General features: G+C 38.8%; 20 protein-coding genes. 9 read left to right on the forward strand and 11 right to left on the reverse strand.

Annotated elements, in window-relative coordinates; genetic code table 11:
* The 7 genes from Q1R07_RS04435 to Q1R07_RS04465 form a co-directional block, all read left to right on the forward strand.
* Nucleotides 1-967: hypothetical protein (locus Q1R07_RS04435; RefSeq protein ID WP_300486386.1), on the forward strand; the 967-nt coding region annotated here is incomplete at its 5' end.
* Nucleotides 968-1,148: 181 nt separating this feature from the next.
* Entirely contained in the window at nucleotides 1,149-1,997 is an 849-nt protein-coding gene (locus Q1R07_RS04440; RefSeq protein ID WP_300486388.1) for a zinc-dependent peptidase, read from the forward strand.
* Between the two features lie 175 nt (nucleotides 1,998-2,172).
* Complete coding sequence (locus Q1R07_RS04445) at nucleotides 2,173-3,231, forward strand: efflux RND transporter periplasmic adaptor subunit (RefSeq protein ID WP_300486390.1); 1,059 nt, start codon at nucleotides 2,173-2,175, stop codon at nucleotides 3,229-3,231.
* A gap of 31 nt (nucleotides 3,232-3,262) precedes the next feature.
* A complete protein-coding gene (locus Q1R07_RS04450; RefSeq protein WP_300486392.1) occupies nucleotides 3,263-6,340 on the forward strand; it encodes an efflux RND transporter permease subunit in 3,078 nt (1,025 codons plus the stop codon).
* A 2-nt stretch (nucleotides 6,341-6,342) separates the two neighbouring features.
* Nucleotides 6,343-7,644 (forward strand): TolC family protein, encoded by a 1,302-nt coding sequence (locus Q1R07_RS04455; RefSeq protein ID WP_300486394.1) that lies wholly within the window; start codon nucleotides 6,343-6,345, stop codon nucleotides 7,642-7,644.
* A 91-nt stretch (nucleotides 7,645-7,735) separates the two neighbouring features.
* On the forward strand, nucleotides 7,736-8,155 hold the full coding sequence (locus Q1R07_RS04460; protein WP_300486396.1) for a CBS domain-containing protein: 420 nt from the start codon (nucleotides 7,736-7,738) through the stop codon (nucleotides 8,153-8,155).
* 71 nt (nucleotides 8,156-8,226) lie between these two features.
* Entirely contained in the window at nucleotides 8,227-9,246 is a 1,020-nt protein-coding gene (locus Q1R07_RS04465) for a T9SS type A sorting domain-containing protein (RefSeq protein WP_300486398.1), read from the forward strand.
* A 55-nt stretch (nucleotides 9,247-9,301) separates the two neighbouring features.
* On the opposite strand, the gene rpe is transcribed toward Q1R07_RS04465, so the two are convergent.
* The 3 genes from rpe to Q1R07_RS04480 form a co-directional block, all read right to left on the reverse strand.
* Nucleotides 9,302-9,964, reverse strand: a complete 663-nt coding sequence (gene rpe / locus Q1R07_RS04470) for a ribulose-phosphate 3-epimerase (protein WP_300486400.1) — start codon at nucleotides 9,962-9,964, stop codon at nucleotides 9,302-9,304.
* A 231-nt stretch (nucleotides 9,965-10,195) separates the two neighbouring features.
* Nucleotides 10,196-11,059, reverse strand: a complete 864-nt coding sequence (locus tag Q1R07_RS04475; RefSeq protein ID WP_020212501.1) for a sigma-70 family RNA polymerase sigma factor — start codon at nucleotides 11,057-11,059, stop codon at nucleotides 10,196-10,198.
* 225 nt (nucleotides 11,060-11,284) lie between these two features.
* Nucleotides 11,285-12,244 (reverse strand): hypothetical protein, encoded by a 960-nt coding sequence (locus Q1R07_RS04480; RefSeq protein WP_300486403.1) that lies wholly within the window; start codon nucleotides 12,242-12,244, stop codon nucleotides 11,285-11,287.
* 103 nt (nucleotides 12,245-12,347) lie between these two features.
* Here Q1R07_RS04480 and Q1R07_RS04485 point away from each other — a divergent pair, with 103 nt between their 5' ends.
* Together Q1R07_RS04485 and Q1R07_RS04490 are read left to right on the forward strand one after the other, a co-directional pair.
* Nucleotides 12,348-13,109, forward strand: a complete 762-nt coding sequence (locus tag Q1R07_RS04485) for a hypothetical protein (RefSeq protein WP_300486405.1) — start codon at nucleotides 12,348-12,350, stop codon at nucleotides 13,107-13,109.
* Between the two features lie 3 nt (nucleotides 13,110-13,112).
* Nucleotides 13,113-13,724, forward strand: coding sequence for a CDP-alcohol phosphatidyltransferase family protein (locus Q1R07_RS04490; RefSeq protein WP_300486407.1), 612 nt, complete (start codon nucleotides 13,113-13,115; stop codon nucleotides 13,722-13,724).
* Nucleotides 13,725-13,777: 53 nt separating this feature from the next.
* Here Q1R07_RS04490 and Q1R07_RS04495 read toward each other — a convergent pair whose 3' ends face one another.
* From Q1R07_RS04495 to Q1R07_RS04530, 8 genes are all read right to left on the reverse strand, one after another.
* The gene (locus Q1R07_RS04495; protein WP_300486409.1) at nucleotides 13,778-14,971 is read right to left on the reverse strand and encodes a DUF4249 domain-containing protein; all 1,194 of its coding nucleotides are present in this window, start codon (nucleotides 14,969-14,971) and stop codon (nucleotides 13,778-13,780) included.
* 150 nt (nucleotides 14,972-15,121) lie between these two features.
* The gene (locus Q1R07_RS04500) at nucleotides 15,122-16,840 is read right to left on the reverse strand and encodes a hypothetical protein (protein WP_300486411.1); all 1,719 of its coding nucleotides are present in this window, start codon (nucleotides 16,838-16,840) and stop codon (nucleotides 15,122-15,124) included.
* Nucleotides 16,837-18,033: a DUF4249 domain-containing protein gene (locus tag Q1R07_RS04505; protein WP_300486413.1), complete on the reverse strand. Its 1,197-nt coding sequence runs from the start codon at nucleotides 18,031-18,033 to the stop codon at nucleotides 16,837-16,839. The genes Q1R07_RS04500 and Q1R07_RS04505 overlap by 4 nt, the downstream gene beginning before the upstream one ends.
* Nucleotides 18,034-18,048: 15 nt before the next feature.
* Nucleotides 18,049-20,826 carry a TonB-dependent receptor gene (locus Q1R07_RS04510; RefSeq protein ID WP_300486414.1) on the reverse strand — a complete coding sequence of 926 codons (2,778 nt, stop codon included), beginning with the start codon at nucleotides 20,824-20,826 and terminating at the stop codon, nucleotides 18,049-18,051.
* Nucleotides 20,826-21,575 carry a hypothetical protein gene (locus Q1R07_RS04515; RefSeq protein ID WP_300486416.1) on the reverse strand — a complete coding sequence of 250 codons (750 nt, stop codon included), beginning with the start codon at nucleotides 21,573-21,575 and terminating at the stop codon, nucleotides 20,826-20,828. The genes Q1R07_RS04510 and Q1R07_RS04515 overlap by 1 nt, the downstream gene beginning before the upstream one ends.
* A 174-nt stretch (nucleotides 21,576-21,749) precedes the next feature.
* A complete protein-coding gene (locus Q1R07_RS04520; RefSeq protein ID WP_300486418.1) occupies nucleotides 21,750-23,909 on the reverse strand; it encodes a polyribonucleotide nucleotidyltransferase in 2,160 nt (719 codons plus the stop codon).
* A gap of 154 nt (nucleotides 23,910-24,063) precedes the next feature.
* Nucleotides 24,064-24,333: a 30S ribosomal protein S15 gene (gene rpsO / locus Q1R07_RS04525; RefSeq protein WP_300486419.1), complete on the reverse strand. Its 270-nt coding sequence runs from the start codon at nucleotides 24,331-24,333 to the stop codon at nucleotides 24,064-24,066.
* Between the two features lie 107 nt (nucleotides 24,334-24,440).
* On the reverse strand, nucleotides 24,441-24,896 hold the full coding sequence (locus Q1R07_RS04530) for a GAF domain-containing protein (protein ID WP_300486421.1): 456 nt from the start codon (nucleotides 24,894-24,896) through the stop codon (nucleotides 24,441-24,443).
* Between the last annotated feature and the right edge of the window lie 48 nt (nucleotides 24,897-24,944).

Raw genomic sequence — 24,944 nt, forward strand, 5'->3', positions numbered from 1 at the left:
ACTCCTGATTTTATTTATAGGTTGCGAGCTGAAAGAGAAAGTTGTAAGCCATACAAAAAAAATAAAAGTAAGGGAAGCGATTCTGGAAAAATGGTTTGATCAAAAGAAACTTTCAACGGCTTCTAACAAAAGGTATTCCGGAGAGGACTTGTCAAAAATGTTCCGGGAAAGTCACGCTTACAAGTCGCGCTGTTTTGAACGTAGGAATACTATTGAATCACCTACTGATAGACATTCAAACCACTGTTTAAAAAGTTTAATTCCGGATCAGAAACGGCTAAATAACGAGTCGCATTGTAACCAACTTAATGACTTGTTTAAGAGTGTTAAATTTAAAAAAGCGATTCGATATTTGAAAATGCCTCAAGTACTGGATGGCGTAAAGGAACAAGGTTTTAATTTGTCTGTAAATGAAAAGAAAAGTCTTGTAGTATCGGAAGTGCCCGAAAAAAATACAGGAAGTAATCATGTCAACTATTCGAAATGTCCCTTATTATTTGGTGGGATACATTGTCATCTTAAAAGCTATTATGCAATGTTTTCGGCTACCGATCTCTTTATGTTGGATAAATTCTATTCCGGACATAATTTTATCAGAAACAATGGAAACCGCGATCCATCACTGCCCGTTCATTTACTGGTTTCTAATATCGGCGTTTATGCGATATCGGCTGATAATCTTCAGACCTTAGAAAAACTAAGAGAAATTTATTCGAATAATGTTAGAAGAAAAAACTTTAGACAAAGTTTAGAAAAGAAGTATAAAAAAATAGAAAATAAGAGTTTTCCTGTAAGAAATTACCAAAATGCATTTTTAGAGTTCTTACACGAAAATGATCTGGAAATTTCGTTGTATAAAGCCAATAATGAGCTAACAAGTTGGCATAAATTAGTACTTAAAGTAGATTCAGGGTCAAAGACAATTGCAAAAAGCACTTATCTAAAACAATCTTGTGATTGCTTGTAAATGGAACTGTTGTAAAGGTGGAAACCATTACAAAGCAACCTTCTTTTTAATCGGATGCAAAATCAATTTTCGGGAAAACAGGGAGTACAAAGAGAAACAATAACGTTTGATAGAAACAAATAAAAATCATTTCTTTGTAAGAATCAGTAAAAACTCCTTTTTAAATTTCTTGATCATTGCTATGAAAGCGCTTTATTTTTTGGTTGCGGCTTCCGCGGAGGAAGATGATTTGATCGTGATGTGGAGTGCTATGGCGATTGTTCTGATGATCTTGTTGGTGTATGGTATCCGATTGGTCGAACTGTTTTATGCCTATTTTTTTAAAAAGCCTTTTTACGTCCATTTTTATCTTTTTCCACAGCAATTAACCGATAAAGAATTGTTTGTGCTACAAACTCAATTTCCGTTTTACCGGAAGTTATCGCCAAAATACCAGGTCTATTTTGAACATCGTGTCAAACGTTTTATCTCAAAATACCAATTTATCGGTCAGCAAGGGCAATCGATCACCGAAGAAGTTAAAGTATTGATTGCTGCAACTTCGGTGATGCTCACTTTCGGGATGCGCAACTACCTGTATACCGTTTTTACTAAAATTGTAGTCTTTCCGTCAAAATATTATTCGGCATTAAATCAGGCGTATCATATAGGGGAATTTAATCCGGCATTAAAAACAATCGCTTTTTCCTGGGAAGATTTTGTCGCCGGTTATCAGGATGCGCACGACAACCGCAATCTGGGATTGCATGAATTTACTCATGCGCTACATTTTCAGTGTGCTAAAAGCAATCATGTGAGCGCCATACTATTTGAAAAAATGTTTGCAAAAATCTTACAGGAATTAAAAAATCCGGAGTATAGTGAGCAAATCCGGGAATCGGGTTATTTTAGGGAATACGCTTTTGAAAACCGATATGAATTTCTGGCCGTATTGTTGGAACACTTTTTTGAAACCCCGGAAACATTCCGCGATCATTTTCCGATAGTATATGATCATATAAAAAAGATGATTAACTTTAGAGAACGCTAAGATAGGGTTGAAAAAACAACAAAAAGATGCCGAAATGTTGTGACTACATTATCAGATATTTAAAATTCTAAAAATAGTGTTAAATTAAATTTAATGTAGGGACGAATACAGCATTTAAAAATTAGCTTTGTTGTTTATACAAATAAAGCAATACAAAAAACTACATTACGATACTATGAAAGGTAAACATATTGTATATCTCGTTCTGATTATAGTGTTGGGCGGAATGATATTCTATCGCGTTTCGGCCAATAAAGAAAAAGGGGATGGCGGTAAAAAAGGCGAAGGTAAAAACGCTACAAAAGTCTCCGGAATTGTGTTGAAACCACAAGTGTTTTCCGATAATTTATCCCTGTCGGGTTCCATTGAAGCGAACGAACAGGTGGAAATCAGAAGTGAAGTTTCCGGAATCGTGGAGAGTATCAATTTTAACGAAGGAACCCCGGTAACACAGGGACAGGTGTTATTTAAAATTAACGATAGCGAACTTCGGGCACAACTGGCGCAGGCCAAAACCCAACAGGCATTGGCTGCCGAAAACGAAAGAAGAGCCCGCTTGTTATTGCAAAAAGAAGCCATCAGTCAGGAAGAATACGATACGGCCAACGCCACACTGCGTTCTACTCAGGCGCAAACGCAACTGATCCAGGCACAATTGGCCAAAACCAGTGTAAAAGCACCTTTCTCCGGAAAAATAGGATTACGGGCGATTTCAAAAGGAACCTATGTAACGCCAACAACCGTAGTGGCGAACCTGGTCAACATGAGTCAGGTGAAAATCACCTTTTCAATACCGGAAAAATACGCAACCCAAATGAAAAAGGATGCGACTATTTCGTTTACGATAGCCGGATCAAAAGATGTCTTTAAAGCCAAAATATATGCCATCGAACCGGGTGTGGACGTTTCGACCCGAACCCTTCAGATGCGCGCACTGGCACAAAATCCGGATGGGAAATTATTACCGGGAACCTATGCCGATGTTGCACTACCGCTGGAAAGCATTAACGATGCCTTGTTGGTGCCAACCGAAGCGTTGATTCCGATTCAGAACGGTAAAAAAATATTTATAGCCGAAAAAGGTAAAGCCAAAGAAGTTGTTGTAGAAACCGGACCGCGAACAGCCAAAGATATCCTGATCACATCGGGCTTGAAAACGGGCGACACGGTATTGACCAGTGGTGTGATGACACTTAAAAACGATATGCCGGTTAAAGTTGCGATCAAAAACTAATGCGAAGCCTCACCTATTAAAGCACTGAAACATGAGTTTATCTACGACAAGTATCAAAAGACCGGTTTTAACGATCGTAATCAACCTGATGTTGATATTGTTCGGAATCATCGGATATACCTATCTGGGCGTACGGGAATTTCCTTCGATCGACCCGGCGCAGATATCCGTTCGAACCAGTTATACCGGAGCTAATGCCGATATTATTGAGTCGCAAATTACCGAACCGCTCGAAAAAGCGATCAACTCGATCGACGGTATTCGAAATATCACTTCCTCAAGTAACCAGGGGAGTAGTAATATCACGATTGAGTTCAACCTTGATAAAAATCTTGAAGAAGCCGCAAACGACGTAAGGGACAAAGTGTCGCAGGCGGTACGAAGCTTGCCACAGGACATCGATGCGCCGCCGGTGGTTTCGAAAGCCGATGCCGATTCGGATCCGATTATTACAATGACGGTTCAGAGTGATAATAAAAACGTACTGGAACTAAGTGATTATGCCGATAACGTGATTGCACAGCGTTTGCAAACCATTCCGGGCGTGAGTAGCGTACAGATTTGGGGACAACGTAAATATGCGATGCGTTTGTGGATCGATCCGGTAAAACTGGCGTCCTATGGTTGTACGGTTTCCGATGTGCGCGAGGCCTTAAACAAACAAAATGTAGAATTACCTTCGGGGAAATTAACCGGCGACAATACTGAGCTTACGGTAAAAACGATCGGGAATTTATCAACCGAAGAAGAATTTAATAAAATTATCATTCGTGCCAATGGTGACAATATCGTTCGTTTGAGCGACGTTGGAAAAGCCTCTTTGGAAGCCGAAAATCTGGAAACAAAACTGAGCGATTCCGGTCAGCCGATGGTTGGTTTGGCGATTATCCCACAGCCGGGAACGAATTATCTGGACATTGCCGAAAAGTTTTATGTGCAATACGACCAGCTCAAAAAAGACTTACCGAAAGATTTTAAACTGAATATCGCCATCGATAATACGGTTTTCGTTAAAAAAGCGATTTTGGAAGTAGCCGAAACCCTGTTGTTATCGGTTATCCTTGTAGTATTGATCATTTATGTGTTTTTCCGGGATTGGGCGATTGCCTTCCGACCGTTGATTGATATTCCGGTATCGCTGGTTGCGACCTTCTTTATCATGTATATTTTCGGATTCTCGGTTAACGTATTAACCCTATTGGCGATCGTTCTGGCAACCGGTTTGGTGGTTGATGACGGTATCGTAGTAACCGAAAATATCTTTAAAAAAGTAGAAGAAGGAATGTCGCCGATTGAAGCGGCTGTAAAAGGTTCGAACGAAATCTTTTTTGCCGTGATCTCGATTTCCATTACGTTGGCCGCGGTATTCTTACCGGTAATTTTCCTTGAAGGATTCGTAGGACGTTTGTTCCGGGAATTTGGAGTAGTGATCGGTGCGGCAGTATTGATATCGGCCTTTGTATCGTTAACGCTAACACCAATGTTAAATGCCTACCTGATGAAAGGTGGCGAACAGAAAAAAACAAAATTCTATAACCTGACCGAGCCGTACTTTGAAAAAATGAACAAAGGCTACGCAGCGTCATTGGTCACCTTTTTAAAGCGCAAATGGCTAAGCTTTCCGATTTTGATTGGATGTATCGGATTGATTGTATTATTCTTTAAAACCTTACAAAAAGAAACGGCACCGTATGACGACCGTAGTTATATCACCATGCGGGTAACCGCACCGGAAGGAGCTACCTACGATTATATGGATCGTTTTATGAGTGAGCTAACCGATTTGATTAATGACTCGGTACCGGAGAAAAAAGTTAGTTTGATCATTACATCACCCGGATTCGGATCGGCTTCTGTAAATAGTGGTGTGGCACGTTTGTCATTAGTAGAACCGGATCAGCGAAAAAGATCTCAAAAAGAAATCACCGATGATTTGTCGAAATGGACGCGTCAGTATTCCGAAGCCAAAGTAGCGGTTTCCGAATCGCCGACCATTGCCGTAAACCGTAGAGGAGGACTTCCGATACAATATATTATTCAGGCGCCGAACTTTAAAAAACTGGAAGAAAAAATTCCGGAATTTATGGACGAAGTGGCCAAAGATCCGACGTTCTCGATTACGGATGTAAACCTGAAATTCAACAAACCGGAGATTTATGTGAGTATCGATCGTGAAAAAGCGGAGAGTATGGGAATTTCGGTTATTGATGTAGCGCAAACTTTACAACTTTCATTAAGTGGTCAGCGTTTTGGTTATTTTATGATGAACGGAAAGCAATACCAGGTAATGGGGCAATTCGACAAAAAAGACCGTAGTGCGCCAATGGATTTGACATCGATGTTTGTTCGTAACAAAGACGGAAAGCTGATTCAATTGGATAACGTAGTGAAAATTGAAGAACAAAGTAGTCCGCCACAGCTTTATCATAACAACCGTTATATGTCGGCTACCGTTTCGGCGGGATTGGCACCGGGTAAAAGTCTTGGTGATGGTATTGATGCGATGGAACGCGTAAAAGCAAAAGTGCTGGACGATACTTTTACAACCGATTTAGGGGGAGAATCCCGTGACTTTGTGGAAAGTAGTTCGAATACATCATTCGCTTTCGGACTGGCTTTACTGCTGATTTTCCTGATTCTTGCCGCGCAGTTCGAAAGTTTTATCGATCCGTTTATTATTATTTTAACCGTTCCGATGGCGGTTGCAGGAGCCTTGTTTTCCCTATGGCTATTTGGTCAGACGTGGAATATATTTAGTCAGATTGGTACGATTATGTTAATCGGACTGGTAACGAAAAACGGTATCCTGATCGTCGAATTTGCGAACCAACTCCGGGAACAGGGTAAGAGCAAATACGATGCGATTGTAGAAGCCGCCGAATCCCGTTTGCGTCCGATTTTAATGACCAGTTTGGCCATTGCATTAGGAGCCTTACCGATCGCGTTATCGTTGGGTGCTGCTTCGCAAAGCCGTATGGGAATGGGAGTGGTAATTGTAGGAGGAACCATCTTCTCGTTAATATTGACATTATTTGTGATTCCGGCGATTTACCTGATGTGGTCGAGAGAGCGTAAACACCGCCCGGAATTTGATAATATTAAAGACTAATTATGAAACATTATCTGTTTGTTATATTCGCAATTGCAACGACAAATCTAGTAAAGGCACAGGAAATTCTGACTGCCAAGGAAGCCGTTGAGATCGCGTTAAAAAACAATTACGACATTCTGATCGCGACAAATCAGGCGAAGATCAGTGAAAAAAATGTAGGGGCTGCCAATGCCGGGATGTTGCCAAGGTTGGATGCAACGTTGACAAAGAATAATAATCAGCAAAATTCAACACAAACGCAGGCTGATGGTACACAAAGAGAATTGAATAATGCCAAGAACAATAGTTTGAACTATGGTGTTACCTTAGGCTGGACCATATTTGATGGTTTGGGTATGTTTGCACGTTATGATCAATTAAAAGAACTTGAAAAACAAGGGGAAACACAATTAAAATCGGCTATTGTGACCAAAGTGGCCGATGTGTTGTCGACCTATTACGATTTGGTACAGCAACAACAAATGCTGGCAACATTGGATACCGCCGTAGTGATTTCAAAACAACGACTACAAACAGCAGATAATCGTTATAAAATTGGAAAGGCATCCAAATTGGAAGTTTTAAATGCTCAGGTCGATCTCAATACTGATGTGACGAATCTGGTCAAGCAAAAGCAATTGTATGCGAATACCATAACGCTGTTAAACGAATTACTCGTTCGCGACCGAACCACGACGTACCGAGTTGAGGAAACGGTTCATATTGATAGCAAATTGGAATTAAAAAATTTGATGAGTCTGGCCGAAAAGCAAAACCCGGATATTCAGTTAGCTATAATTAATAAAAGGGTTGCCGAACTGGATTTAAAACAGGTAAAGGCCAATAGGTATCCTGTGATCAAATTAAATACGGGCTATAATTTTGCCGAAACGGAATCCAGTCTTGGCTTCGTTACCCAATCTTCTTCCAAAGGATTTAACTATGGATTAAGTGCGACATTGAACATCTTTAACGGGTTTTTGCAACACCGCAATGAGAAAATTGCCAACCTTCAGGTCGAAAACACACAATTCCTGTTGGACAAGCAAAAACAGAGCCTGAATACGCAATTAACAACCGTATTTCAATCGTATCTTACCAATTTGGAGTTAAAGGAGTTGGAAGAAAAAAACGAAGACATAGCGCGACAAAATCTGGATATTACGCTGGATAAATTCAAAATAGGAACGATTACTACGATAGAATTCCGAAACGCGCAGTTAAACTACATCACCGCTCGTACCCGTCATAATGCGGCGCGTTATCAGGCGAAAATTTCCGAAGTGGCTTTAAAAGAACTAACCGGGTCGGTTACATTTTAATAGGCATATAGTAGGTGACAGAATATGATTTTTGTCAATGTTTTTGTAATTTTATTGGACTAAATTAGTTCATAATCAAAAACATATAGCTATGAAACATCGTGTTCCTGTATCGTCTATTATGACTAAAAATGTGGTTAAACTCAACCTTACGGACGATTTGACCAAAGCCGAAATGCTTTTCAAAAAAAATAACATCAGACATATCCCGGTGGTAAATGGAAATGCCATTATCGGGATGCTGAGTTATACCGATCTGTTGCGAATTTCGTTTGCCGATGCAATTGACGACGACGACGAAATTATCGATATTACCGTTTATAATATGTTTACCATAGAGCAGGTGATGGCCAAAAAACTGGTTACCATTTCTCCGGATACGACCATTAAAGAAGCAGCCGAAATATTGGCAGCAAAAGAATTCCATGCTTTACCGGTAGTTGAGGGAGATTTACTGGTTGGCATCGTTACTACAACTGATTTAATTAAATATTTAATTAATCAATATTAAATTTTATTAAAAACAATATAATATTCAAAATAATTGTTAATTTTAATTGATCAAACAATTAATTGGATATTATGAAAAAAACTACTCAAAAGAAATTTTTGGCCATGTTAACACTGGCTTTAATGGGACTTACTGCTTCCGCGCAGGGGTTTTATACAAATGGCGGACTCACTACGGGAACGACAACTGCTAACGGTTCGACTACATCACCGACAGGATATACCTGGAGTGAATTGCAATCGGTAGGTGGGGTTTCGAATACGAACCTGGGATTCGGTGCTATTTTTAACAACGCGGCAACAACTAATCTTCGTATAGCGGATAACTTTACAGTGACTTCGACTATGAATTTAACGACTGTGGATTTGTTTTGCTATCAGACAAGTTCTACAGGAACGACACCACCAATTGATCAAATGCGTGTTCAAATCTGGAATGGAGATCCGTCTGTAGTAACATCGACAGTGGTAGCGGGTAATATGACAGCCAATATTTACAATGCTGGTGCCAGTGGGGAAGCCAATATGTATCGTATTGGAAACAATACGCCTGGAACAACACGTAAATTATGGCGTATTAGCGGAAACCTAACAGCTACTCTGGCACCGGGGACCTACTGGATAGATTTTCAGGTGCACGCTACTAATGATTCGTCGATTTTCTTTCCAGCTGTTACAGTACCGGGCTCGCTTAGTTTAGCAGGTTGGAATGCAAAACAGTACAGTGGTACGGCTTGGGCCGGAATTGTAGATGCCGGATCGACGCAGGCGATGGATATGCCTTTTATTCTGAACTATCAGGCTTTCTTAGGTACTGAAAGCTTTGTAACGAATAATAAAATGTTATTATATCCGAACCCGGCCACAAATGTGTTGAATCTTAAAGTGAACTATAATGCGACTCAGGCCGTTCCGGGACGTGTTGAAATTTACGATTTAAAAGGGGCAAAAGTGTTGGATCAGAAATTGACATTGGCAGATGCTGACAATTATCCGGTAAACATTGAAGCGTTAAACAGAGGTGTTTATCTTGTGAAGACTTTTGATGTCGATAACAATGAGATCGTAAAAACAAAACTGGTTAAAGAATAAGATTTATTGATCATTAGATAATAAAAAAGCAGCCCGGAGAGGCTGCTTTTGTTTTTTATAAAGAGGTAATCTTTTTTAAATCGGCAATCGTTGCAATTGGATCGGAAGCCTTAAAAACATAGCTACCGGCCACCAGAACATCGGCTCCGGCCTCGATTAGCTGTCGGGCGTTCTGATTGGTTACACCACCGTCAATTTCGATTAAAGTCGAAGCGTTATTTCGGTTGATGATCTCTTTTAACTGTTTGATTTTTTTATACGTGTTTTCAATAAACGACTGACCTCCAAATCCGGGATTAACACTCATCAGACATACCATATCGATATCGTTGATCACATCTTCCAGCAGTGCCACATTGGTATGCGGATTTAAAGCAACTCCGGCTTTCATGCCTTCGGCTTTTATCGCTTGTAAGGTACGGTGTAAATGCGTAGAAGCTTCGTAGTGAACCGTAAGAATATTGGCACCAAGATCTTTAAAAGTTTTGATATAACGATCCGGGTCGACAATCATCAGGTGAACATCAATCGTTTTATGGGCATGTTTGGTAATGGCTTCCAGAACCGGCATTCCAAAAGAGATATTCGGGACAAAAACGCCGTCCATAATATCAATATGAAACCAGTCGGCCTCACTGTTGTTGATCATTTCGATGTCACGTTGCAGATTGGCAAAATCCGCTGCAAGGACAGAAGGGGCAATTATGTTATGTTTCATTGTGTTGTGTTTGTTTGCAAAGATAGCGAAATGTTGGATTATGATGGTTGACGGATGAAAGAATTGCAAAAGTAGGGAAAGGCTAAAAAAGCAAAACTCCGGTAATCAGCCGGAGTTTCAATCATCAATCAAAAAACGAACAGTTATTGAAACTGTTGTTGCGTTTAATATTTTTAGTACGAATGTTCAATTTTATAAAGATATAATAAACATTCTATTTTTTCCTAATTTTTATCCTAAATATGTTTTTAGGATTTTACTTCTGGACGTATGTTTTAATCGACGGATTGCTTTTTCTTTGATCTGACGCACACGTTCCCGTGTCAGGTCAAAAGTCTCTCCGATTTCTTCCAGTGTCATCGGATGTTGATCACCTAATCCGAAATACAGACGAACCACATCGGCTTCACGAGGTGTTAACGTTTCCAACGCTCTTTCGATTTCCGTACGTAACGATTCGTGAATCAATTCCCGATCCGGGTTTGGTGATTCACCGGAACGCAATACGTCGTAAAGGTTAGAATCTTCTCCTTCCACTAACGGAGCATCCATCGACAGGTGACGACCGGAGTTTTTCATACTCTCCTTAACGTCATTAACCGTCATGTCCAGTTCTTTTGCAATTTCCTCTGCAGAAGGAGCACGTTCGTTAGATTGCTCTAACAAAGCATACATTTTATTGATCTTATTGATCGAACCAATCTTGTTTAAAGGCAACCTTACAATACGGGATTGTTCCGCTAAAGCTTGTAAGATCGACTGACGAATCCACCAAACGGCATAGGAAATGAATTTGAAACCACGTGTTTCATCAAAACGTTGTGCCGCTTTAATTAACCCCAAGTTCCCTTCGTTAATCAAATCGGGTAAAGTCAAACCTTGATTCTGATACTGTTTAGCTACCGAAACCACAAAACGCAAGTTCGCCTTGGTTAGTTTTTCTAAGGCTCTCTGGTCTCCGGCTTTAATTCTTTGTGCTAATTCTACCTCTTCATCAGCGGTAATCAAGTCAACTTTTCCAATTTCTTGTAGGTACTTGTCTAAGGAAGCAGTTTCACGGTTAGTAACCTGCTTGGTAATTTTAAGTTGTCTCATTTAAGAATCTCCTCTTTTTAAGTATTCAGTAATTATACGTAATGGGATGTAAAAAAGTTACAAAATTTTTTAATTTTTTTTAAAACAGCGTAAATTCTTTGTAAAGACTTTGTTTTTAAGGGGTTACTTTTTTTGTAATTATAAACATTGGTCGCCTTTTCCGAATGGAACACTAAAAAAGATCGAAAGGTAGTAGGCTACTTTTCTACATATTGCAATCGGTTTTTAATAATCGATGGCAACCTCGTTTTTTAAACGATCCATATAAAAGTCAATTTTATGTAAGGATTTATTAAAGAATTGTTTGCGATCTTTTGTGCCGGATACATTTAGCGACTTGGAATTTTTAATCTGGTTTAAAAAGAACCGTAATGTTCCGGAGCAGGTTTCGGAATCGTCGGTTATAAGATAACCCAACATGGTATATGGAATGAACAACGATTGTTTCTTATTGTCCGTTAGTAATACATTGTTATTTAAAATTAATAATTCATTATAATAGATATTGTACAACGGATCGTTCAGGCATTTTTTTTCGGCTTTGTATATAATGGCTTTTAAATCGTCGTACAAGGCGATCGCATTTTGAAAACTAACGAGTCCGGATTCGAAAAAATATAAGATTTGTTGTAGCGTACTATTGATGGTCGTGTCGTTCCAGATTTCATGTACTTCAACGGATTCGTATACTTTTTTCAGCGTTTGCGTATATTCGGACAACTGACCGTCAATTGAAAATTTCTCGAAGGATTGCTGATTTTTATTTCCGGTTAGAAGATTGATCCAGACATAGAGCTTGAATTTGGATAATAACGTACCATCTGCCGTATAAAAAAGCGGAATATCTTTGGCCGAGTAATACATTTTTGTTTCGGAAAGAGACGTAAATAATTGTAACTTCTCGGACGAATGTTTGAAATAAGCAATCATATCTTCGATAGAATGAATCTCCCTGGTTTTTTCGACGATTACTTTCTGATCACGAAAAAACAGTTTATCCATAGAGATTTTATAATGCCCACAAAGGGTAACGGTTTCTTCTATGGTAAATTTACTTTTTTGTGAAATCCGCCGATGTGCGGCATCATAGCTAATATTTAAAACGGAGGCGAGCTCGCTAATGAGCGAGGTATGATCCGATAGTTGTTTCCGGATCGCTTTTAAAAGGATCTCCTGTTCTTTCATAATTTGCGATAATCACAAATTTAAAAATTTTAAATAACATTAAGTACAGTTTTACATGTGAAAATTGCAATAGGTTTGACTGTCAATTTTAAACGCTAAAATTATGAAACTACAATTCGTCGCTTTTTTTATCCTGTTGTTTTCAAACACGATTTTGGCACAGGATACAATAACGGTTACTACCGACAATCGACCGGAAGCATTGGCTAGAGAACAAACCGAAAATAAAAGTCCGCGCGACAGTGTTCGCATATTTAGTATTTCTCCGATTCATAGTCGTGTTAAAAAAGTAAACGGACTGACGTTAGGAGCTGGGCATTTCGAAAACACTAGGATCAAACTTCAGGAAGTAAACGGTTTGAACATCGAAGCCAGCCCTATTGCTCTTGCGCTAATTACATTTGGCCTTGGGATTACTATTGAAGGTTTTTTTGTAGCAGTAAGAAAGGATCCTTTTGAGAGTTATTCTTTAACCAGAACTTTTTTAAAACAGGATGGTGATAGACTAAGCACCCGGATTAATGGATTAAATATAAGTTCGGGTGGATTCCTGCAGGGAGGAGCGCAGGTTAATGGTTTAAATATTTGTGTGGTTTCGGTAATGAATAAAATGAATGGTGTTTCGGTTACCGGAGCGATTTTGAGTGCCGGTAAGATGAATGGAATTTCTGTTTGCGGGATTGCAAACATAGCCGAAACCGGAAATGGTTTGCAACTGGCTATTTCGAATGTAGCAAAGGATTATCGCGGATTGCAAATCGGTTTGTTTAACAATGCCAAAAACCTGAGAGGCGTTCAATTTGGATTATGGAATACCAATGGGAAAAGAAGGCTTCCTTTTGTAAACTGGCAATTTAAAAGTTAGACGATGAAAAAGATTCCTATTATACTGATCGTATTCCGGCTCCTTTTGGGACCTGTTATGATTGCGCTGACCTATCGTTTTGGAGCAGCCATACGTTTTGAACTGGTTTTTTTGATGGTTTTAGGTTTGTTATCGGATATTTTCGACGGAATCGTAGCCCGTAAAACGGGTGTGTCGTCAGCGGAATTACGGCGAATGGATAGTCAGACGGATTTGGTTTTCTGGTTGTGTGTGGGATGGTGTTCGTGGTTGTTACATCCGGAAATTATTCTGGAATATAAAATACCGATAGCCATTGTGTTTGTTATGGAAGCGATGACCTACGTGATTAGCTTTGCAAAGTTTGGAAAAGAAACGTGTACCCATGCTTTTTTGTCGAAATTATGGGGATTGACACTACTCACGGTTTTTGTTTCGATTATTGGTTTTAGTTATGGCGGATGGGCGATGAAAACAGCGGTGTTTTTTGGATTGGTATCGCATATCGATGTTTTTCTGATCATTCTGTTGTTGCCCAAATGGACGTATGATGTTCCCAGTTTTTATCATGCGTACTTAATCCGCAAAGGAATAGCTTTTAAAAAGAATGCTCTTTTTCATGAATCGGAAAAATAAAAAAGGCTGGTACAAATGCAATACTAGCCTTTTAATAAAATGGTACACTATTCCTATTCTACCCAGAAAGGAGGCATTATATTAGAGGAAAAAGAGGTGCAATCGCCACATGCTGCGGGCGTTAAAGTATAAGAGATTGGCGCATTTTGAAAATCATAAATAGTCATAAGGTTATTCGCCAGAAAGGCATTTACAGCAGGAGCAGAACATAAAGCACCTCCATAACAATATAAAAATTCTGTGAGATAACAATCTACTTTATAAGGTGGTAATTCCTCGCCCGGAAATAGATCGGCATAGTTAAAATAAATTCGCTTGGATGAAACGGTCGAAACGTCGAAGAAACCAATGACTTTTTCATTTGGATTATTTGCCGATTTAATATTTCCGCGAAGGTATCCGGGTTGATTCGGTGAAAAGATAGTTCCGCCATCGGATATTTTTTTTAAGTTTTTGTAATAATTGTACGCATGTAGGTTTTGTACATATTGCCGTACCAGAATCGTATAGCGGTGACTCATAATATAATTCTGGTTACTGATAAAACGCACCGGGAAATCGACACTGTTTTCTATAGTTTTGCCTTTGTCAAACAATAAGATTTCGGTTGATTTATCGGTACTGTAACAAATTCGGGCTTCTTCCGTACGCGGAACCATCGTAATCGCAAGTTCATACAGACTTGGACCGTGAACAAAGGCTTTAACAGTTATCCATCTTGGTGCGATAACTTTATAACTCTCTTCATATTCATAACGGTAAAATTGCGACGCGTTATTCGGATCAGGACTTTTCGCCCGAATTTCCACACCTCTTATATTGTCGATGGTTGTTACATTGGCGGTTACGTCTTCTAACGGATTGTCTGGTGGTAAAATTTCTTTAGAGGAAACATATTTTTTACCATCGCCGGTAATCACTGTCAGGTGATACTGTTTTCCCGGAACGGCCTGAAATGCATTCACCGACGTATAGGTACGGTTATTTTCCACAAAAGGATATTCATTTCCATCACTGTCGGTTACCGTCACATCGGCATTTTCTTCAAATACCGGTCCGAAATCTTCAAAGCGATAGGTTCGGAACACTTTTACAGTTTGTTTTTCAAGAATATTGGTGATGGTGGCTTCAATAACTACGGCATCTTCGAAAGTGTCTGTTTGCATCTTATACGGATCGGTACAGTTGGTCAGACCTAAACCGATCAGAAGCAGGAATACGAGTTGGAGTACAAATTTTTTTTTCATAACGTATAGGTGTCATTAAAGGGTGAAATATAGGGAATAGAGGAGCCCTGACATTCCGAAAATGGAATATCAATTCTTGATTTACGCTATAGATAAAGTAAGCCGGATTATAGAGCCGGCTTACCTGTAAAATTAAAATTGTATGAGAGATTATGGTATTTCGATATAATCTTTGGTATAAACCGGTTCTCCTTTTTCGGTAAAACCTTCCAGAATAATTTCAAAAACACCTTTGATATCAGAACTGAAAAAAGAAATAGTCATTGGTTCCTGACCAACGTTCAGATTCGGGAACCAGGCCAATTGGTAGCGGTAATCCGGGATTCGCTCCAGATTGTGTGTTCCGTCGTATTTCGGACTGTAATAGGTTTTCTTTTTCTGCGGTCTGTTGATTTCTGTTTTTTTAATAAAATCACCCGAAGCTTTTGTCTGATAGTCGAAATTTTTAGTAATGATATTTACAATACCACTATACATAATTGGCCCATAGATGTACGCCTTATTGACGATGGATATTTTATGAATATTATTGGTGTTGTACTGAAATAATTCATCACTATTCTGAATCAACAATCCATCAACCAGAATCAAAGGATTATCAATAGAACCATCGTTAGTAGCGGTATTTCGTAGGTGTAGGGAATACTTACCGCTATTTTCGCGGAAGAACAGTTCCGGTACTACTTCGGTTACCGTTTCTTTAAAAGAAGAAAAACGGGTGTAATCGTCTAGAAAATAATCTTTTTGCAACGGATGATAAAAAGGTTGCGTACGCGGCGCTATTTCGAGACTATCTCTTTTTTTTGAATAATAGGCATTTTCAATCTGATTGGCTGTAGAGCGTTCTTCGATAGCGGCTTTATAGGCTGGGTTCAGCGTAAAAGCTTCCGGGAAACGCAACTGCGACAAATCGACATTTTGCATATCGGTTAATTGAAGTATGTAGTCGTCATGTTCGGAATCGACCACCTGTATAACAGCGTTATTGGTGTTCGGATAACGGTCGAGAGCGAAAAAGAATTTTCCGTCTTTATCGGTAATGGCCAGCTTCGTTTCAGACGATTTTCCGGGTAGCGATAGTGCAATATTTTTATTATGAACCTCTTGATTGCTTTTTGAAGTGATTTTACCGGTAAGCAATTCGCCTCTTAATTCCGGAATATGTAACGTACCGCTGCCAGCCATAGGTATGTTATTCGCATTCGAAATAAAAGATTGCGGTGTTAATACGGATGGGTTTGTAAGTGCATCTACTTTTCGAACAGAAAGCGAATAAACACCTTTGCTGCCATTGGCTAGAGGATTAATAGTAAGATTGACCTTTTCGCGATTTCCATAGCTTTTTTTATCACTGTTTAGTGCGATAAAATTGCTGGAAACTTTGTCATTGGTGTTTTTAAGTGTCAGACTTTCTTTGGTAATCGGATTTTTTCCTACCAGGAATGGATTGACAACCACCATATCTTGCTGGAAAAATGCAGCTCCGTTATTGTTAAGCATCCAGTTGGTATAGGCAATAAGCTTATAGTTTCCTGTTTTTAATGTAGTAGGGATAAAGAAATCGCCTTGCGCTACACCATTGTCCAAATGTATTTTTTGTTTTAAGACACTTTTTTTATCGGCATCGATTACTTCGATGTACGCTATTTTACTGATAGTGCTGCTTGTATTATTGCCGGCATTAAGGCAATATAGACTATAATAGCAGGATTCACCTGTTAAAAGCATCGTTGTATTGGAATGCACATAAATGCGCTCCAAAGCCGCAACCGTGAGGTTACTTTTTTTAGAACTGCCTTGTGCGATACTGTTATGACTAAAGAAGCAGCTTGCTCCTATTAAAATCAGAGGTAAAATATTTTTTCTCATTCCCAGAATGAAGGTATTACGTTAGACGAAAATGTAGTGCAATCACCACATGGTGCTGGTGTTAGCGTATAGGTAGGGGCATCCTCAAATTTATAGATAACCATCGTATTGTTATTGATATAACCAACTATCGTAGGACCACCACAGAATGGATTCATAGGCGAAAAACAATACTCCAATACCCGTTCGGTACAGTTTACTTTATAAGGAGGTAACGGTTTACCTGGAAACAGATCGGCATAATTAAAGAAAATTCGTTTGGATGAAACCGGTGAAACATCAAAGAACCCGATTACTTTTTCATTGGAATTGTTTACCGATTTTATATTTCCGATAAGGAAACCCGGTTGATTAGGAGACAGTATATTCCCTCCGGAACCCGCTAGTTTTTTTAAGGCTTTGTAATAATTATAGGCATGTGCGTTTTGTACATATTGACGTACCAGAATGCTATAGCGATGACTCATGATATAATTCTGGTTACTGATAAAACGTACCGGGAAATCGACACGGTCTTCTGCGGTTTCGTTAGTGTTTAGCTGTAAAATCTCCAACGATTTATCTGTGCTGTAACAGGTTCTGGCTTCTTCCGTACGCGGTAACATAGTTAATATGGGCTGATTTGGATTTGGCCCGGAAAAGAAAGCTTTTGCGGTAATCCATTTCGGAGCTACAATTTTATAGGTTTCTTCATATTCGAAACGATAATATTGAGAACTACCGCTAGGATTGTAGCTTTTTGCCCGAATTTCAACACCGGTAACGTTATCGATGGTTGCTACGTTGGCAGTTACCTCTTCTAATGGACTGTCTGTTGGTAGAATCTCCTTGGTTGACGTGTATTTTTTACCATCGCTTGTGATTACCGTTAGTTGGTATTGCTTACCCGGTACGGCCTGAAATTCATTAACCGATGTATACACGTTATTGCTTTGCACAAAGGGATATTCAACGCCATCACTGTCAGTTACAAAAACATTGGCATTTTCTTCAAAAGTAGGGCCGAAATCTTCAAAACGGTAGGTTCTGGAAACTTTTATGGTTTGTTTTTGAAGGATGTTTGTAATAGTTGCTTCCACGACTAAGGCATCTTCAAAGGTATTGGTTTCCATTTTATACGGATCGGTACAGTTGGTCAAACCGATACAGATAAGAAATAGCAATGTTAGTCTGGTTAAAAATATTTTTTTCATAACGTATTCGTCTCGTTAAAATCTGAAATTATAAGTAATAGTTGGAACAGGGATCGAGAAGATAGAAGTTTTATATCCTTTAACCTGTCCGTTTTCTGTTACAAAGTATACGGAATACGGGTTGTTACGTCCCAGAACGTTATAAACCGAGATATTCCAGAAACTGTGTGCCAGTTTTTTAATTTTATGGTTGCCTTCAATATTTAGACCGATATCCATACGATAATAGTCTGGAATTCGGAATTCATTTCGATCACTATACAGCGTATATTCTGCATTTCCAAACTGGTACTTTCCTACAGGATAGGTAATAGGTCTACCGGTTTGATAAATGAAATTCATCGATAAGCTGTAACGTTTTGTAAATTTATAATTTAATACGGCACTAAAATCATGTGGTTTGTCAAAATTTGCAGCAAAGAAAGCGCCGTTGTTTACTTTTTCCTCATCAAATGGACTGTCCAGTTTGATCAAGGTTCTGGAATAGGTATATCCAACCCATCCGTTAAGTTTTCCGGTAGTTTTCTTTAGCAATAATTCGATACCATAGGCTTTTCCTTCACCTTGTAATAATTCGGTTTCGATGTTTTTGTTTAGCATGATTTCTGCACCTACTTTATAATCCAGTATGTTGTTCATACGTTTGTAGTAACCTTCTAAACTCACTTCATACATTTCGTCTTTAAATGTTTTGTAAGCACCCAAAGAGATCTGTTGCGCATCCTGCGGTTTTACATTGATATCGGATAATTTCCATACATCGGTTGGCGCCTGTGTCGTGTTACTCGATAAAAGGTGCATGTACTGATACGTTTTATCATAACCGGCTTTGATCGAAAAATCGTCGGTAAAAGCATACTTAATAGCTAATCTCGGTTCGAATCCACCGTAGGTTTTTACGACTTCATTGTTGCCAAACGTTTGGATTTCGGCAACGGTTTCATTGCTTTTTGGTAACCCTTCTTCGTAAATACGTTGGTTGGACGCGCCCAAAGCTGCAAATACAGAATAACGCAATCCGATATTAAAGGATAGCTTGTCATTGAATTTAAAGTTGTCGGCAATATAAAGAGCCGATTCCAGTCCTTGTTGTTTGTCAAGTGCGATAGGAACCAATTTCGAATTTTCGCCGATAGGATCCATGAAACCAGGATTTACACCGTATAGTTTACTGGAGATACCATAATTGAAAGTATGCTTTTTATTATAGTCATAGTTAAACTTCAACTGTGCTTGTGTTTCGTCAATTTTATAACCATAGTTAAACGCTCTCTGGCTTTCGGCTTTATCAAAATCAATATTGAATTTATATTCCGAATTAGTCAGAATTAAGGAACCTTTGTGTTTTTCATTAAAATTGTGATTCCATTTCAAAGTTGCCAGTCTGTTACTGTATTTGTAAATCGAATCCGAAGTGATACTAAAAGCATCACGGCTGTAATAGAAAGTCGCCTCAATATCGTTATTGTCGTTAATTTTATGATTGTATTTTGTAATAATATCAAAGAAATTCGCCTGACTGTTTTTTAAGGATGGCTCGTTAAGCGATTTTAAAATCCAATCGGAATAGGTAGCACGACCACCAACCAATAAACTTGATTTTTCTTTTACAATCGGAGTGGTCACCATTAAATTACTGGTCACAGGTCCAATACCACCTTCTCCGGAGAATTTGGTTGTATTTCCTTTTTTTGTAGAAATATCGAAAACAGATGATAATCTTCCTCCGAATTCAGCCGGGATACTACCTTTATAGATATCGGCTTTGTCGATGGTGTACGGATTAATAGCCGAGAATAAACCGAAGAAATGCGCCGGATTGTATAGCGTGGCATTATCCAACAGGAAAAGGTTTTGATCCTCTTTACCACCACGAACGTTCACACCTGAAGAACCTTCACCAGCCGATTTAATACCCGGAATAGTGGTGGCAATTTTTAGAATATCGCGTTCTCCCAATACGGTTGGAACGTTTTTAAGATCTTTTATGTCGATTGAAGTTACACCGGCGATTGCGGCTTTGGCGCCTTCTCGTTTTTTACCACGTACGTTAACCTCTTCCAATAGGGTAACATTTTCGGTGATGTTTAAGTTAAGTGTACCATTATTGTACATCATAATTTTACGCGTCACTTTTTTATGGGTAAAGGATTCTACTTCCACCACATTTAAACCCGACGGAAGTTGTATACTATAGTGTCCGGTATCATCGGTCATCGCTGTAGCTTCGTTGTTTGGGGTTTTTATGATCACATTAGCAATTGGCTCTCCGTTTTTGGTGTTTTTGATATAGCCGGAAAGCTCAAACGTTTTTCGTCCGCTTACTTTCGCTTCTTTTCCGATTAATGAAACGGAATTGTTTTTAGAATCGCCACCGGTAGCGTCGTCATATTGTTGGTAAAATACAGGATCACCCTGAATCACCACTTCGTCACTTTTACGCGTAGTGGTTTCGCCAAAATAATTGTCGGCCAGCTTGGAATAAATAATACTATTGTTGGTAAGAATCACATTATTCTTATCGACAAAAAAGTTAAGGTCAGTATTACTAAAAACTTCAGTCAGGATCTCATCTAGTGATGCCTGATTAAAATTTTTGGTGATACGAATGTTTTTATAAATCTCCAGCCAGGAGTTGTCGAAATAGAATTTATAGCCAGAGGCCGCTTCTATTTTGTTCAAGGCTGTCGGGACATCAGAATTGTTCAGTTCCAGGGATAATTTTTGTTTTTCCTGAGAAAAGGCAGCCTGACTGTACACGAGGATGAACAGAGCAAGTAAAATTTTCTTCATTACGGATGGTTAGTTTCGAGTAGGGAATTGATTTTGTGGATTAGATCGTCATAGAATAGGTATTTGTTTTCCTTTTCCTGTGATTTGTTTTGACTGTACAAATCGTTAATTTTCTTTTTCAGGTCCGGAAATAAGGCGATAAGATCGCTTTTGGAAGCTATTTTGTGATAGGTGTCATTACGATAGATATAATACTCATTATTGTCTTCAAACTCATTGTATGTGCGGGTGCCATTAACGATTTCCCGTCTGTCTTTATGATGTTTGATATAGAAATTAAAGTTGTTGCCTTTTAGATTTTCTTCATAATAACCTTTTATAAAAGTGATCATTGGGGAAACCTTTTTTCCAAGGTTGACAAACTTTTTGTTGTTGATTGTAAACGCATCTACATTTTGCGGAATAAGCTCGATCCCGATATTTCCGGACTCGAGTGATGGTTTGTAAACCAAATTATCCTGATATAGGTCGTATTTTATCTCTATGTCATAATAATATTGATTTTCATACAATACAGTCGCCTTAAGCGGCGTGTCTGATAAATAATAACGATGCTTCCCGTTTAAAAGAGGATAGGGATTGGTGTGGTAGTAACCATTATTAATGGCTAAGCCTTGTTTGCCAACAAGACTGTCATGCATTTTTGTAATATACCGTTCTTCGGACTGTGCCTGAGTTTTATAAAAACCAAAAAATAGGGTATAAATTATTATAATGCATAATTGTTTGGGTGGGTTTTTGAGGATCATTTATAAAATAAAAGTTTTGATTGATAATATAGCAGACTGCCAAAAGTAGGAATAATATCGAATCAAAAAATTATTTTGAAAACTTTAACATTTTTTCTCACGAAAGGGAAATAAAAGTAAAAGCCCCGATTCAATAAAGGATCAGGGCTTTTTATGAATTAATTTTATAAAAAATTAACCTTGTTGCGGTGTGTCTTTTTTCTCCTCCGGTTTGTTTTCTCTTGGAGGTCTTGGCAATAAAGCTTTTTTAGAAACTTTTGCTTTTTTGGTTTTCGGATCGATACCCATGTACTTCACGTCAAATACATCTCCGATTTTAATTACATCGGCTACGTTTTCAACGCGTTTCCAGTCTAATTCCGAAACGTGAAGTAAGGTTTCTTTACCCGGTACAAATTCTACTACTGCTCCGAATTCAAGAACTTTAACCACTTTTACAGTGTAGGTTTCGCCTTCTACAGGAGAGAAAATAGTATTCTGGATCGAGCTGATCGCTTTTTCCATTCCGGCAGCATTGGTTCCAAGGATTTCGATGATACCCAAATTACCTTCTTCGTTGATAACGATAGTAGTTTCGGTTTCAGCTTGTAAAGCCTGGATGTTTTTACCACCTGGTCCGATAACGGCACCGATGAAATCTTTAGGGATTTCAATTTTAATAATTTTCGGAGCTTTCGGTTTAACGGTAGGGTTTGGCTGTGCAATAGTTTCGGTAATTTTACCTAAAATATGCAAACGTCCGTCACGAGCCTGTTCAAGGGCTTTTTCCATGATATCGTACGCCAATCCTTCGATTTTGATGTCCATCTGACAAGCCGTGATACCATCGGCAGTTCCGGTAACTTTAAAGTCCATATCTCCTAAGTGATCTTCATCACCAAGGATATCGGATAATACAGCCCAACGGCCTGTTTTATCGTCTGAGATAAGTCCCATTGCAATACCCGAAACCGGCTTGCTGATTTGAATACCGGCATCCATCAACGCTAGTGTTCCGGCACAAACCGTAGCCATCGAAGAGGAACCGTTCGATTCCAATACTTCTGATACTACACGGATAGTGTAAGGACAATCAGCAGGAATCATATTTTTTAAAGCACGTTGTGCCAAGTTTCCGTGACCTACTTCTCGACGGGAAGTTCCTCGTAAAGGTTTTGCTTCACCGGTTGAGAATGGTGGGAAATTATAGTGAAGATAGAATCTTTCTTCTCCTTGTTCAGAAGGTAAATCAATAATATTCGCTTCTCTTGAAGTTCCAAGAGTAACGGTAGCTAATGCTTGTGTTTCACCTCTGGTAAATACAGCCGATCCGTGTGTAGAAGGAAGGTAGTTTACTTCGCTCCAGATAGCGCGGATTTCAGTAGTTTTTCTTCCGTCAAGACGTAATCCTAAATCTAAAATTACATTACGAACGGCTTCTTTTTGTGTTTTAGAAAAGTATTTGGAAACCAAATCTCCGTTTTCTGCTAATTCTTCTTCTGTAAACAGGGCGATTACTTCTTCTTTAACAAGGGCGAATTTTTCACCTCTTTCTTGTTTTGAAGTTCCTTCCTGTGCGATTGCATAGCATTTGTCGTAGGCAGCTTCTTTTACTTTTGCATAAATAGCCTCATCATTTTTCTCTTGCTCATACGTACGTACTTCGGTAAGACCTAAAGCAGCACGTAGTCTGATCTGTGCATTGATTTGCGCTTTAATGGCTTCGTGTGCAAATTTGATTGCTTCCACCATTTCTTTTTCGGAGATTTCTTTCATTTCTCCTTCTACCATGGCAACGGAATCCAAAGAAGCTCCGATCATCATATCGATGTCCGATTTTTCTAAATCCTGTTTGCTAGGGTTGATCACGAATTTTCCGTCGATACGACCCACACGTACTTCAGAGATATACGTTGAAAATGGAATGTCGGAAACAGCTAATGCAGCAGAAGCAGCCAAACCGGCTAATGAATCGGGCATCACATTTTCGTCGTGCGACATTAATTGGATCATTACCTGCGTTTCAGCATGGTAATCGTCCGGGAATAACGGGCGTAAAACACGGTCAACAAGACGCATGGTTAAAACTTCGCTATCACTTGGACGTGCTTCACGTTTAAAGAAACCACCCGGAAAACGTCCGGCTGCGGCAAATTTTTCGCGATAATCTACTGTTAATGGTAGGAAATCTACTGGACTGGCAGTACGGGCAGATACAGCAGTAGCTAATAACATTGCATCGCCCATACGAACCACGACAGAACCGTCTGCTTGTTTGGCTAGTTTTCCTGTTTCGATAGTGATTGTTCTTCCATCACCTAAATCGATAATTTCTTGGGTAACCTTAGGAACCATAAAATTAATTTTAATTCTTAATTAGACAAATGGGTTTTAGTTGTGTTGTTGTCGTTGTTGTTGTGTAGTTGTCTAATACCCAATGAAAAACCAAACTTTTTTCTGTCAAAATATACAAAACAAAAAGAGGCGCGCAGGCGCCTCTTTTCAGTGATTATTTTCTGATGTTTAATTCTTTGATAATCTCACGATATCTGTTGATATCTTTTTTCTTTAAGTAGTCAAGAAGACTTCTTCTTTTACCTACCAATTTCACTAGCGAACGCTCTGTGTTATAATCGTGACGATTAATTTTTAAGTGTCCGGTTAAGTGGTTAATTCTGAATGTGAATAACGCAATCTGTCCTTCTGCAGAACCTGTGTTAACTGCATTTCCACCGTGCTTTGCGAAAATGTCCGCTTTAACTTCTTTAGTTAAATACATGCTAATATTATTTAAATGATTATTATGTAGTGAATTAGGAGATGTCCTATTTCGTGTGCAAAGGTAGCTTTATTTTTGGAACTAACAAATAAAAACAGGAAACAATGTTAAAAAAGTTGTGCAACTTCCTGATTTACAAATTCCAGAAAACGCTCGTCTGCCGCTGTGAACGGATCCAGTACATGCGAGTCGATATCGATCTGACCAATATTGACTCCATTTACAAAAAGCGGTACCACGATTTCCGATTTTACCGTAAGACTACAGGCAATATAATTGTCCTGCGCTTTTACATCGGGAACCACAAAATTCTGATTGGAAACCGCCACTTGTCCGCAAATACCTTTTCCAAACGGAATCACAGTATGATCGGTTGCAGCGCCAACATAAGGGCCTAATACCAGTTCTTCCTTATCGCCGTTGCGGAAATAAAAACCTACCCAGTTGTAATATTCAATATGATCCTGTAAAAGCTGACAGATGTTTTTCAATTTTTCATCTCTGCTATCATTGGCATCGGCTACAATTGCCTTTACTTTTGGTTCTAATTCTTGAAATTTCATAACATTCTTTTTGCAAAAGTATTTATTTGAAGCATTTTAATTTTTATA

Origin of the sequence: Flavobacterium sp. (assembly GCF_030146175.1) — a bacterium.
GTDB lineage: Bacteria > Bacteroidota > Bacteroidia > Flavobacteriales > Flavobacteriaceae > Flavobacterium.